Below are 13,502 nucleotides of genomic sequence, written 5' to 3'. Positions count from 1 at the left end.
GTCACATAGAGTGAAATCCCGGTCCGAGGACTGAACTGAACGCAGTCTTAACCAAAGCCGAGAAGCACCAACGCAGCGGGGCCCGAACCTGAACTTCCAGGTCGGGCCCCGCTGCGTTTCCGGTGTCTGTCAGGCCTTCTGCAGCCAGTACGTCAGGCCCAGGTCCTCGTCCGTACCGGTGACCAGGCCGTCAGTTGCTTCCGGCGCCGACTGGACCACCGCGGTGGCCAGCACCTCGCGGGCGACGTCGTCGGCGTGCTTGCCGAGGGCATCGGCCAGTTCGGCGTCGGTCGCGCTCAGCCACACGCTGATCCGGTCCGAGACCTCCAGGCCGGCGTTCTTCCGGGCCTCCTGCAACGTCCGGACCACCTCACGGGCCAGCCCGGCCTGCTTCAGCTCCGGCGTCACCTCGAGGTCGAGCGCGACCGTCTCGCCCTGCTCGTTGACCACCGACCAGCCCTCGCGCGGCCGCTCCGAGATCAGCACCTCGTCGGCGCTCACCTCGACCGGCTCACCATCGACCACGACAGTCGCCGTACCGGACGCCTTCAGCGCCGCGGCCAGCTCGGCAGCGTTCGCGGCCGCGATCGCCTTCGCGACCACCGGCGTCTGCTTCGCGAACCGCTTGCCCAGCTCCCGGAAGTTGCCCTTCGCCGAGTGCTCGACCAGATCCGCACCGGCCGACGACAGCGGCTCCACCGACCCGACGTTCAGCTCCTCCGCGATCTCGCGCAGCAGCTCCTCCGACAGGTCAGCGATCGCCGCAGAGCCGACCAGCGCGCGACTCAGCGGCTGCCGGGTCCGCACCTTGGCCTCGGCCCGCGCCGACCGGCCCAGCTCGACGACCCGCTTGGCCATCGACACGTGCGTGGCCAGCGTGTCGTCGATCAGCTCCGCGTCGTACGCCGGGAACGTCGACAGGTGCACCGACTCGGGCAGCCCCGGCGTGACCGGCCGGAACACGTCCTGCCAGACCCGCTCGGTCAGGAACGGCGTCAGCGGCGCCATCAGCCGGGTCAGCACGTCGAGCGTCTCGTGCAGCGTCGCCAGCGCGCCGGCGTCACCGGACCAGAAGCGGCGCCGCGAACGGCGGACGTACCAGTTCGACAGCGTGTCGACGAACGAGCTGATCAGCGCGCCCAGCTTCTGCGTGTCGTACCCGGCGTAGGCCTCGTCGGCGTCGCGGACCAGCCGGTGCGTCTCGCTGACCAGCCAGCGGTCCAGCACCGAGCGCTCCGCGACCGGCGGCATGTCGGCCGGGTTCCAGTCGGCCAGCCGCGCGTACAGCGCGTGGAAGGCGACCGTGTTCCAGTACGTCAGCAGCACCTTGCGGACGATCTCGTTCAGCACGTTCGGCCCGATGCCGCGCGCCTTCCAGGGCGATCCGGAGGCGGCCATGAACCAGCGCACCGCGTCCGCGCCGTGGTCGTCCATCAGCGGGATCGGCTCCAGGATGTTGCCCAGGTGCTTGGACATCTTCCGGCCGTCCTCGGCCAGGATGTGCCCCAGGCAGACCACGTTCCGGTACGACGACTCGTCGAACACCAGCGTGCCGATCGCCATCAGCGTGTAGAACCAGCCGCGGGTCTGGTCGATCGCCTCGGAGATGAAGTCGGCCGGGTAGGCCTTCTCGAACTTCTCCTTCGAGCCCTCGACCCACGGGTAGCCCCACTGCGCGAACGGCATCGAGCCCGAGTCGTACCAGGCGTCGATCACCTCGGCGACCCGGTGCGACTCGCCGCCGCAGGTCGGGCAGGCGAAGGTGATGTCGTCGACGTACGGGCGGTGCGGGTCGGTGCTGCTCAGGTCGCGCCCGGCCAGCTCGCCCAGCTCGGCCAGCGAGCCGACGCAGACCAGGTGCTCCTCGGCGCAGCGCCAGATCGGCAGCGGCGTACCCCAGTAGCGGGAGCGGGAGACCGCCCAGTCGATGTTGTTGCGCAGCCAGTCGCCGTACCGGCCCCACTTGACCGACTCGGGGAACCAGTTGGTCTTCTCGTTCTCGCGCAGCAGCGCGTCCTTGACCTGGGTGGTGCGGATGTACCAGGACGGGAGCGCGTAGTACATGACCGGGGTGTGGCAGCGCCAGCAGTGCGGGTACGGGTGCTCGTACGGGACATGCCGGAACAGCACGCCACGGGCGTCCAGGTCCTTGACCAGGTCCTCGTCGGCCTTCTTGAAGAACTGGCCACCGACCAGCGGCACGTCCGCGTTGAAGCGGCCGTCCGACCCGACCGGGTTGACCACCGGCAGGTTGTACGCCCGCGCGACCTGGAGGTCGTCGGCGCCGAAGGCGGGGGACTGGTGGACCAGACCGGTGCCGTCCTCGGTGGTGACGTACTCGGCCAGTACGACGTAGTGCGCCGGCTCGTCGAACGCGACCAGCTCGAACGGGCGCTGGTAGGTCCAGTGCTCCAGCTCGCGGCCGGCGTACGTGTTGGTGACGGTCCAGCCCTCGCCGAGCGAGCCCAGCAGCGGCTCGGCGACGACCAGCGACTCGTTGCCGTCGGTGGCGACGACGTAGTCGACGTCCGGGTGCACGGCGACGGCGGTGTTGGAGACCAGGGTCCACGGGGTCGTGGTCCAGACCAGCAGCGACGCCTGTCCGGCCAGCGGCCCGGAGGTGAGCGGGAAGCGGACGTAGACCGACGGGTCGACGACGGTCTCGTAGCCCTGGGCCAGCTCGTGGTCCGACAGGCCGGTGCCGCAGCGCGGGCAGTACGGCGTGATCCGGTAGTCCTCGACCAGCAGACCCTTGTCGAAGATCTGCTTCAGCGACCACCAGACGGACTCGACGTACTGCGGGTCCATCGTCTTGTACGGGTGCTCGAGGTCGACCCAGTAGCCCATCCGGGTGGTCAGCTCGGTGAACGCGTCGACGTTGCGCAGCACCGACTCACGGCACTTGGCGTTGAACTCGGCGATGCCGTACGCCTCGATGTCGTTCTTGCCGCTGAAGCCGAGCTCCTTCTCCACCGCGACCTCGACCGGCAGGCCGTGGCAGTCCCAGCCGGCCTTGCGGTCGACCGAGAAGCCCTTCATGGTCCGGTAGCGCGGGAAGACGTCCTTGAAGACCCGGGCCTCGATGTGGTGGGTGCCGGGCATGCCGTTCGCGGTCGGCGGACCCTCGAAGAAGGTCCACGGGGTCCCGCCGGCGCTCTGGGCGAGGGACTTGGCGAAGGTGTCCTGCTCGTCCCACGTCCGGAGCACGTCGTGCTCGATCGCGGTCAGGTCCACCTGGCCCGGTACCTGCTGCCACGGGGTGGTCGGGGTGTCGTCCGCCATGGTCTGGCCGTCCTTCGTCGCGCTGCTTCGACGAAGGGACGACGTACGGCGACGTCGCCGTACTCCGCGGTACCACCCTCCTTGGTGACTCGCCGTCACCCACTTCGTTGCGCTCCGCTGCCGGGTCTAGTAGGTCCGGAGACCGTTCTTCCGGCGGCTCCGGGGTGATAGCCCCATCACTGCCTTGCGGTGGCGTTTGCAGTGTACGACTCAGAACCGGACGGCCACTAATCGTTAATGGCTGGTCAGAGGCGGGTACTGCGGTGACAATGCTGCCTGGCGGGGGAGGTGAGACAGGGCTGTGACATCTCAGGACGCGCGGGACGCGTCGAGCGGGCTTGAAGAAGCGACTACCGTATGTCCACGGTCTGCGCGTCGGGCTGGCACGTGGCGCCCACGTGGCCTACTGTCTTGCGACCAGTCCGCTTCAGTCTCCGACGAAGGCAGGGGGTAGTCGAAGGATGGCTACATCGGCAAAGAAGTCCGCCCCCGGAAAACGCACCGCCGCGGCCGAGAAGAGTGCCGCGACCGCCAACGAGCCGGCCAAGAAGGCCGCCTCGAAAACCCCTGCCAGGAAAGCTCCGACGAAGAGGGTGGCCATGAAGACGAACGAGAACAGGACCCCGGCAACGGCGCCGGCCAAGTCGCCCAAGAAAGCCGAGAACCTGACCGTCCGTGACGGGGAGAACCCGTGGACCGCGGCCGAGCTGACCGAGCTGCGCGGTGAGCTCGAGGCGGACGTGCTGCACCTCAAGGAGGAGATCCGCGACGCCGAGCAGGAGATCGTCGGCCTGCTCCGCGACGGCGGCGACGGCGCGGGCAACGACCAGGCCGACGTCGGCTCGACGACGCTCGAGCGCGACCACGAGATGTCGCTGGCCAACAACGCCCGGGACATGCTGGACCAGATCGAGCGGGCGCTGGCCCGGATCGACGACGGCACGTACGGCGTCTGCGAGAGCTGCGGCAAGGCGATCGGCAAGGGACGGCTGCAGGCGTTCCCGCGTGCGACACTGTGCGTGTCATGCAAAGAACGCGAAGAACGCCGCTGAGCCAGGACCAGTCGTCCCACCCGTCAGGGGACGCCAACGACCCAACGGAACCGGCCGACGCCTCGTCGGCCGGTTCTCCGTCGTCTCCGGACGCTGAGGCGGCTCAGCCCGCCCCCGAGACAGACCAAGCGGTCGCCACCGCCGCGGACGCCGGCGAGACAGACCAGCCTCAGCTCGCCACCGATGCCGGCGAGACAGACCAAGTAGTTGCCACCGAAGCAACTCCGGCCAAACCCCGGTCCTGGCGACTCACGATCGTCTTCGCCGTCGTCGGCCTGCTGATCCTCGGCCTCGACCAGCTCACCAAGATGCTCGCGCTGCACCACCTCACCCCCGGTGAGCCGGTGAACGTGATCGGTGAGCTGCTCAAGTTCAACCTGATCCGCAACCCCGGCGCCGCGTTCAGCCTCGGCTCCGACTTCACCCCGGTGATCAGCACCATCCAGATCGCCGTCGCGCTCGGCGTCATCTACCTGTCCCGCCGCCTCGGCTCGGCCGGCTGGGCGGTCGCGTTCGGCCTGCTCTTCGGCGGCGCCGTCGGCAACATCACCGACCGGATCTTCCGCGAGCCGTCGCCGTTCCACGGCCACGTCGTCGACTTCCTGCAGACCCCGCACTGGGCGATCTTCAACGTCGCCGACATGGCCGTCACCTCGGCCGCGATCCTGCTGGTGATCCAGACCCTGCGCGGCATCAAGCTCGACGGCACCAAGGACGTGAGCGGCAAGTGAGCGACTCGCGGACCGTGATGGTGCCCGACGGCCTGGCCGGCGAGCGCCTGGACGCGGCGCTGTCGCGCCTGTTCGGCGTCTCCCGGACCAAGGCCGCCGAGCTGATCGAGTCCGGCCTGGTCCAGGTCGACGGCGCGACCGCGGCCAAGTCGGCCCGGGTCGCGGCCGGCGTGATGCTCGACGTCGAGCTGCCGCCGCCTCCGGGCGAGGTCACCGTCGTACCGGAGACGGTGGACAACCTGCGGATCGTGCACGACGACGACGAGATCGTCGTGGTCGACAAGCCGGTCGGCGTCGCCGCGCACCCGTCCCCGGGCTGGACCGGCCCGACCGTGATCGGGCACCTGGCCGGAGCCGGCTTCAGCATCTCGACCAGCGGCGCGGCCGAGCGCAAGGGCATCGTGCACCGGCTCGACGTCGGGACGTCCGGGCTGATGGTCGTGGCGAAGACGGAGTACAGCTACACCGTCCTGAAGCGGGCCTTCAAGGAGCGCACGGTCAAGAAGATCTACCACGCGCTGGTCCAGGGACACCCGGACCCGTTCACCGGCACCGTGGACGCGCCGATCGACCGGCACCCGCACCACGACTACAAGTTCGGCGTCGTGGCCGGCGGCAAGCCGAGCGTCACGCACTACGAGACGCTTGAGGCCTTCCGGTACGGCACGCTGCTGGAGATCACGCTGGAGACCGGCCGGACGCACCAGATCCGCGTCCACATGTCCGCCATCGGTCACCCGTGCTGCGGCGATCTCACGTACGGCGCCGACCCGGTGCTCGCGGAGAAGCTGCAGCTGACGCGGCAGTGGCTGCACGCGATGCGCCTCGGCTTCACGCACCCGGGATCGGGGGAGTACGTCGAGTTCACCTCGGAGTACCCCGACGACCTCGACCAGGCCCTCGATCGGCTCGTCGACACCCCGTGAAGCTCTACCTGTCGTCGTTCCGCCTGGGCGACCACCCGGAGCGCTGGGTCGCGATGCTGCCGCCGCGGGCGCGGATCGGCGTGATCTGCAACGCGATCGACATCGTCGAGCCGGTCGAACGCGAGGAGAAGGTCCGCGCCGAGCACCGCTGGCTGGTCGAGCTGGGCCTGCTGCCGACGGAGATCGACCTGCGGGACTTCGCGCCGGCGAAGACCGCTCCCGACCTCCCCGCCCTCCTCAGCCAGTTCGACGGGTTGTGGGTCCGCGGCGGCAACGTCTTCACCCTCCGGACCGCGATGGCTCGCAGCGGCCTCGACCAAGTTCTCCCGGAGCTGATCCGCTCCGAGCAGCTCGTCTACGCCGGCTACAGCGCCGGCGGCTGCGTCCTCGCCCCGAGCCTGCGCGGCCTGGAGCTGTGCGACGACTCCGCGGTCGTCGACGAGGTGCTGTGGGACGGCCTCGGCCTGATCGACGAGGCCTTCGTCCCGCACCTCGACTCACCCGGCCACCCCGAGACCGACCTGATCGACAAGGTCCGCGACCTGTACGAGCGCACCGGCGTACCGTACGTCGGCCTCCGCGACGGCCAGGCACTGGTCATCGACGGCGACTCCCGCGAGCTCGTCTGAGGCCTGTCGTGACCGGATACCGGGCGATTCGCCGAGGACTTTCGAGGGCTCCGGCGAGGGCACGTCAGAACTGTCCACGGGCCCGCGTAACCTGATCCTCGTTCCGCTCACCAACGCCCTGGGAGGTCTGCGCAGACATGGCGTCCAGCGACAGTTTCGTGCATCTACACGTGCACACCGAGTACTCCATGCTGGACGGCGCCGCGCGGATCGACGAGTTGTTCAAAACCGCCCAGGAGATGGGCCAGCCGGCGATCGCGACCACCGACCACGGCTACGTGTTCGGTGCGTACGAGTTCTGGAAGACCGCCAAGAAGTACGACGTCAAGCCGATCATCGGCGTCGAGGCCTACCTGACCCCGCACACGCACCGCAGCGAGCGCAAGCGGGTCAAGTGGGGTGACGCGAACTCCGGCCGCGACGACGTCTCCGGCTCGGGTGCGTACACGCACATGACGCTGCTGGCCAAGAACACCTCCGGTATGCACAACCTGTTCAAGATGAGCTCGCTGGCCAGCCTCGAGGGGTACTACTTCAAGCCCCGGATGGACCGCGACCTGCTGAACACCTACGGCAAGGGCCTGATCGCGACCACCGGCTGCCCGTCCGGCGAGGTGCAGACCCGGCTCCGGCTCGGCCAGTACAAGGAGGCCGTCGAGGCCGCCTCGGAGTTCCGCGACATCTTCGGCGCGGAGAACTACTACTGCGAGCTGATGGACCACGGCCTCGGCATCGAGCGCAACATCCAGGGCGACCTGCTGAGGCTGGCCAAGGAGCTCGGCCTGCCGCTGGTCGCGACCAACGACCTGCACTACACCAGGCCGGAGGACTCGGTCGCCCACGCGGCGCTGCTGTGCGTGCAGTCCGGCTCGACGCTGTCCGACCCGAACCGGTTCAAGTTCGACGCCAACGAGTTCTACGTGAAGACCGCCGCCGAGATGCGCGAGGTCTGGAAGGACTACCCGGAGGCCTGCGACAACACGCTGCTGATCGCCGAGCAGTGCGACGTCAGCTTCACCGAGGGGGAGGGCCGGTTCATGCCGCGCTTCCCCTGCCCGGACGGCCACAACGAGGAGTCCTGGTTCGTCGCCGAGGTCGAGACCGGCCTGCACAAGCGCTACCCGGCCGGCGTCCCGGACCACGTCCGCAAGCAGGCGGAGTACGAGATCGAGGTGATCACCTCGAAGGGGTACGCCGGCTATTTCCTGGTCGTCGCCGACTTCATCAACTGGGCCAAGGAGCACGGCATCCGGGTCGGCCCGGGCCGTGGTTCCGGTGCCGGTTCGATGTGCGCGTACGCGATGCGGATCACCGACCTGGACCCGCTCCAGCACGGCCTGATCTTCGAGCGCTTCCTGAACCCCGAACGCATGTCGATGCCCGACTTCGACATCGACTTCGACGACCGCCGCCGCCCCGAGGTGATCCGCTACGTCACCGAGAAGTACGGCGACGACCGGGTCGCGATGATCGTCACCTACGGAACGATCAAGGCCAAGCAGGCGATCAAGGACGCCGGCCGGGTGCTCGACTACCCGTTCGCGATGGGTGACCGGATCACCAAGGCGATGCCGCCGTCGGTGATGGGCAAGGACATCCCGCTGTCCGGGATCTTCGACTCCCAGCACAAGCGGTACTCCGAGGCCGGCGAGTTCCGGCAGCTGTACGAGTCCGACCAGGATGTCCGCAAGATCGTCGACACCGCCCGCGGCCTGGAGAACCTGAAGCGCCAGTGGGGTGTGCACGCGGCCGGCGTGATCATGTCCTCGGAGCCGCTGATCGAGCTGATCCCGATCATGCGCCGCGAGCAGGACGGCCAGGTCATCACCCAGTTCGACTACCCGAGCTGCGAGACGCTCGGCCTGGTCAAGATGGACTTCCTGGGCCTGCGGAACCTGACCATCATGGACGACGCGGTCAAGAACGTGGAGGCCAGCCGCGGCATCAAGCTCGACCTGGACGGGCTCAGCGAGACCCTGGACGACAAGCCCACCTTCGAGCTGCTCGGCCGCGGTGACACGCTCGGCGTGTTCCAGTTCGACGGCGGCCCGATGCGGGCGCTGCTGCGGCTGATGAAGCCGGACAACTTCGAGGACATCTCCGCGGTCGGCGCGCTCTACCGCCCCGGCCCGATGGGCGCGAACAGCCACACCAACTACGCCCTGCGCAAGAACAAGCAGCAGGAGGTCAGCTACCCGCACCCGGAGCTGGCCGAAGCCCTGGAGCCGGTCCTCGGGATCACCTACGGCCTGATCGTGTACCAGGAGCAGGTGATGGAGATCGCCCAGCGCCTGGCCGGCTACTCGCTGGGCAAGGCGGACCTGCTCCGCCGGGCGATGGGCAAGAAGAAGCGCGAGGTGCTGGACGCGGAGTACGTCGGCTTCGCCGCGGGCATGGAGTCCAACGGCTTCTCCAAGGAGTCGATCAAGGCGCTGTGGGACATCCTGCTCCCGTTCTCCGACTACGCGTTCAACAAGGCGCACTCGGCGGCGTACGGGCTGGTCTCGTACTGGACCGCCTACCTGAAGGCGAACTACCCCGCCGAGTACATGGCCGCGGTGCTGACGTCCGTCAAGGACGACAAGGACAAGATGGCCATCTACCTCAACGAGTGCCGCCGGATGGGCATCAAGGTGCTGCCGCCGGACGTCAACGAGTCCGACTCGAACTTCACCCCGGTCGGTACCGACATCCGCTTCGGGCTGTCGGCGATCCGCAACGTCGGCGTCAACGTGGTGGCCGAGATCGTCTCCGCGCGCGAGTCCGAGGGCCGGTTCACCGACTTCGTCGACTTCATCGACAAGGTGCCGCTGCCGGTCTGCAACAAGCGCGTCATCGAGTCGCTGGCCAAGGCCGGTTCGTTCGACTCGATGAACCACGCCCGGCGCGCGGTCGTCGCGGTGCACGAGCAGGCCGTCGACGAGGCGATCGACCTGAAGCGCAACGAGGCGCACGGCCAGTTCGACCTGTTCTCGATGGGCGACGACGAGGCCGACTCCGCCGACGGCAACAGCCGGCTGACCGTGCGCGTCCCGGAGATCGAGGAGTGGGACAAGGCGACCAAGCTGGCGCACGAGCGCGACATGCTGGGTCTGTACGTGTCCGACCACCCGCTGTTCGGCGTCGAGCACGTGCTCACCAACGGCACCGACTGCACGATCGGTCAGCTGCTCGCCGACGAGGACCGCCCTGACGGCAGCCAGGTCACCATCGGCGGTCTGGTCACCGCGGTGCAGCGCAAGGTCAACAAGCGCGGCGACATCTACGCGATCGTCACGATGGAGGACCTCGAAGGTTCGATCGAGGTGATGATGTTCTCCTCGGCGTACCAGCTGTCGGCGCACCTGCTCACCAACGACGCGATCATCCTGATGAAGGGCCGGGTCCGCCGCCGTGAGGACCGCCTCGAGCTGAGCGGCTCCGAGGTCAGCGTCCCCGACCTGACCGAGGGCCCGAGCGGCCCGGTGGTGATCACGATGCCGGTGAACCGCTGCACCCCGCCGGTCGTCGACCAGCTCCGCGACGTGCTGCAGTCCCACCCCGGCATGACGGAGGTCCAGCTCCGCCTGCAGGCCCGGCAGAAGACCACGGTGATGCGCATCGGTGACCGCTTCCGCGTCACCCCGACGTCGTCGCTGATGGCCGACCTCAAGGCCCTCCTCGGCCCGTCCTGCCTGGCCGGCTGACGCCCGATGACCGAGAGCATTGACCCGGTACGTCACACTGTCCCCGTGACCCAGCCACCACCCGACAACACCGGACCGACCCCCGAAGGGCCCTGGTCCCACCAGCCGCAGCCTGGTCCGGTGTACTCCGGTTCGAGTGGTCCGTATGCTCCTCGAGCTTTTGGCGGGTCTTTCGGGGCTGCTCCTGAGCCCGCTCCCAAGCTTCCGTGGAGCCGGGCGATCGCGGTGACCGTCGCCGTGTTCCTCGTCGCCGGTGCGATCGCCGGATGGGCCTGGCAGCAGTACGCGCCGCTCGCGCAGTACACGATCGACGAGAACGGCGGGTCCCTCGGCGAGGAGCAGATGACCCGGGTGTTCGGCCCCGACGGCATGTTCGTCGCGATCGGGTTCCTCACCGCGCTCGTGCTCGGCGCCGCGCTCTTCTGGTGGCTGCGCGACTACGGACCGTGGGCGGTCGCCGTCGTCTGTGTCGGCTCGGTCGTCGGCTCGGCCGTCGCCTGGGGCGTCGGCATGCTGCTCGGGCACGACCCGCTCGACCCGCGCCTCCAGGCGGCCAAGCCCGGCGACCTCCTCGCCGCCCCGCTCGAGCTGCACACCTGGACGCCACTCGCTTCCTGGCTCGTCGGCGCCGCCCTCGCGGCCGCGATCATCTCCGCGCTCACCTGGCGCGCGGAACCAGTTGCAACCACATCGGTATCTTCCGCGTCAGAATCCCCGGCGCAGGTGAAATAGCCTGTTCCGGCCCGGTGGCATCTCACCGGTGACGCGAGGGGGCACGATGTCCGACCAGACCAATCCGCCGGTCTACCCGCACCACCCCGGTGCACCCGGCGGCCACCCGAACCCGAACGCCCCGTACCCCGCTCCGGGGACCCAGAGCGACCAGTTCGGTGCTCAGGGCAACCAAGGGCTCTGGCCGCAGGGCGGTGGACAGCCGCCGCAGCAGGGCGGGCCGTCGTACCAGCAGGGCCAACCGCCGCAGCAGGGCGGACAGCCGCCGTACCAGCAGGGGCAGCCGCCGTACCAGGGACAGCCGCAGTACGGCCAGCAGCAGCCGCAGTACGGCGCACCCGCCGCACCCCAGTACGGGCAGCCGCAGTACGGCGGCCCGCAGGGTGACGGCGGCCAGCCGCCGTACGGCCCCGGCTACGGCCAGGCCCAGCAGTGGCAGCCCGAGCCGCCGAAGCGGCGCAACAAGTGGATCCCGCTGGTCGCCGTCGTGGCGGTGCTCGCCGTGCTCGGTGGCGGTGGCCTGTTCGCCTACGCGCGGCTCAACGGCGGCGGCGGTCAGCCGGCCGAGGTGCTGCCCGGTACGGCAGTCGCCTACGCCCGGATCGACCTGAACCCGTCGGCCGGTCAGCGCGTCGCGGCGCTGCGGTACCTGATGAAGTTCCCGTCCGCGAAGGAGCGGATCGGTCTCACCAGCGACAACGACGACCTGCGGCAGAAGCTGTTCGACCTGCTGAAGAAGGAGGCCGGCGACGACCTGGCCGACGTCGACTTCGAGAAGGACGTCAAGCCGTGGCTCGGGGACCGGGCCGGGCTGGCCGCGCTCCCGCCGGCGGGGGACAGCAAGACGCCGGACGTCGTGGTCGCCGTCCAGGTGAAGAGCGAGGACAAGGCCAACACCGGCCTGGACAAGCTGTTCGCCAACGAGACGGAGAAGCCGGGCCGGGTGTTCACCGACGGCTACGTGCTGCTCGGTGAGAACCAGGCGCTGGTCGACTCGGCCGCGTCGACGGCCAAGGACAGCCCGCTGAGCGAGAACTCGAAGTTCGACGGCGACATGTCGGCGCTCGGCGAGCAGGGCTTCGCGTCGTTCTGGGCCGACACCGCCGGGCTGGCGCTGATCAGCGACCGCAAGCTGACCGAGGAGCAGCGCAAGGCGCTCCCGGCCGGTTCGATGGCCGCGGCGCTGCGCTTCGACGCGAACTACGTCGAGCTGAAGGGTGTCGTCCGCAGCGACCAGACCGTGAAGACGGGTGCTGCCGACGCTGGGGACACGCTGGCGAAGCTGCCGGAGAGCTCGGCCGGTGGCCTGGCCGTCTCGGGTGGTTCGGAGCTGGTCGACACGGCCTGGGAGCAGCTGAAGAAGTCGAGCGGTCTCGACATCGAGGACCTGACCTCGGGCTTCACCGACCAGTACGGGCTCGTCCTGCCGGACGACCTGAAGACGCTGCTGGGCAAGAACTTCGCGGTCGCGATCGACCGGGACGGCGGCGACCAGGGCCCGCAGATCGCGATCAAGTCGGAGACCGATCCGGCCAAGGCGAGCGCGGTGGCCGACAAGGTGATGCGGCTGGTGCGTGAGCGCAGCCGGCTGAACATCCCGATCGAGAAGGCCCAGGACGACAAGACGCTGGTGCTCTCCACCAACCAGAGCTACGCCGAGAAGGTCCTCAAGGGCGGCAACCTGGGGGAGTCGGAGAGCTTCAAGCAGGCGATCCCGGACCCGAAGGGTGCGGTGCTGGCGGCGTACGTCGACTTCGACGGCGTCGGCTCGCTGACCGAGGAGCTGAAGGCCAACAAGGACGCCGCGGCGCTGCGCTCGGCCGGCCTCACGATCCGCCACACCGACGGTGGCACCGGGGAGTTCACTCTCCGCGTGGTCGCCAAGTAGCAGCCTCGCTCGACGAACGAGAGGGCCCGGACCGCTTGGTCCGGGCCCTCTCATCTTCTTGTGGCCGGTGATGTCGAAATCCCCGGCCCGGCTTCTACCTCAGGGTGAACCACCTCTTCGGAAAGGAACCCTGAGATGAACCACTTCACCGCCGTCAGCACCGTTGCCGTCCCGGTCACCGACCAGGACCGCGCGCTCGCCTTCTACGTCGAGACCCTCGGCTTCGACCTGCACATGGACGCCCCGGTACCCCAGCTCAACGGCCGCTGGATCGTCGTCGCCCCTCCCGGTGCCGCCACCGCCCTCGCGCTGATCCCCGCGACCGCGGAGGTCCCGGCCGGCACCGACACCGGCATCCGCTTCGCCACCTCCGACGCCGCCGCGGCCCACGCGGACCTGAACGCCCAGGGCGTCTCCACCAGCGACCTGATCAGCTGGCCGGGTGTCCCGCCGATGCTGAACTTCCGCGACCCCGACGGGAACGTCCTCTACGCGTTCGAGGGGTAGCCGCCCGCGGTGTCATACCCTGGAGGTATCAGTGGAGGCGGGTCGCCCGGCCCGCCCGGCTGCTCGCCT

General features: G+C 69.0%; 9 protein-coding genes. 8 read left to right on the top strand and 1 reads right to left on the bottom strand.

Features of this window, described 5'->3' with window-relative positions; all coding sequences use genetic code 11:
• Positions 1–129: 129 nt before the first annotated feature.
• Complete coding sequence (gene ileS / locus AB0M01_RS18535) at positions 130–3,282, bottom strand: isoleucine--tRNA ligase (protein WP_363670893.1); 3,153 nt, start codon at positions 3,280–3,282, stop codon at positions 130–132.
• Positions 3,283–3,881: 599 nt separating this feature from the next.
• Between ileS and AB0M01_RS18530 the strand changes: the two genes are divergently transcribed.
• From AB0M01_RS18530 to AB0M01_RS18495, 8 genes are all read left to right on the top strand, one after another.
• On the top strand, positions 3,882–4,334 hold the full coding sequence (locus AB0M01_RS18530) for a TraR/DksA C4-type zinc finger protein (RefSeq protein ID WP_363670891.1): 453 nt from the start codon (positions 3,882–3,884) through the stop codon (positions 4,332–4,334).
• Entirely contained in the window at positions 4,307–5,065 is a 759-nt protein-coding gene (gene lspA, locus AB0M01_RS18525) for a signal peptidase II (protein WP_363670888.1), read from the top strand. Before AB0M01_RS18530 ends, lspA begins: the two co-directional genes overlap by 28 nt.
• Positions 5,066–5,082: 17 nt before the next feature.
• Positions 5,083–5,991 carry an RluA family pseudouridine synthase gene (locus AB0M01_RS18520; protein WP_363671586.1) on the top strand — a complete coding sequence of 303 codons (909 nt, stop codon included), beginning with the start codon at positions 5,083–5,085 and terminating at the stop codon, positions 5,989–5,991.
• Entirely contained in the window at positions 5,988–6,620 is a 633-nt protein-coding gene (locus tag AB0M01_RS18515; protein ID WP_363670886.1) for a Type 1 glutamine amidotransferase-like domain-containing protein, read from the top strand. Before AB0M01_RS18520 ends, AB0M01_RS18515 begins: the two co-directional genes overlap by 4 nt.
• 137 nt (positions 6,621–6,757) lie before the next feature.
• Positions 6,758–10,306, top strand: coding sequence for a DNA polymerase III subunit alpha (dnaE, locus tag AB0M01_RS18510; RefSeq protein WP_363670884.1), 3,549 nt, complete (start codon positions 6,758–6,760; stop codon positions 10,304–10,306).
• 225 nt (positions 10,307–10,531) lie between these two features.
• Positions 10,532–11,038, top strand: a complete 507-nt coding sequence (locus tag AB0M01_RS18505; RefSeq protein WP_363670882.1) for a hypothetical protein — start codon at positions 10,532–10,534, stop codon at positions 11,036–11,038.
• A gap of 46 nt (positions 11,039–11,084) precedes the next feature.
• On the top strand, positions 11,085–12,926 hold the full coding sequence (locus AB0M01_RS18500; RefSeq protein ID WP_363670880.1) for a DUF3352 domain-containing protein: 1,842 nt from the start codon (positions 11,085–11,087) through the stop codon (positions 12,924–12,926).
• A gap of 135 nt (positions 12,927–13,061) precedes the next feature.
• On the top strand, positions 13,062–13,433 hold the full coding sequence (locus AB0M01_RS18495; RefSeq protein WP_363670878.1) for a VOC family protein: 372 nt from the start codon (positions 13,062–13,064) through the stop codon (positions 13,431–13,433).
• The last annotated feature ends 69 nt before the right edge of the window (positions 13,434–13,502 follow it).

The organism is Kribbella sp. NPDC051770, from assembly GCF_040681455.1.
Taxonomy (GTDB): Bacteria; Actinomycetota; Actinomycetes; order Propionibacteriales; family Kribbellaceae; genus Kribbella.
The sequence above is the reverse complement of the archived record's forward strand: the minus strand, read 5'-3'. Positions and strand labels throughout refer to the sequence as shown.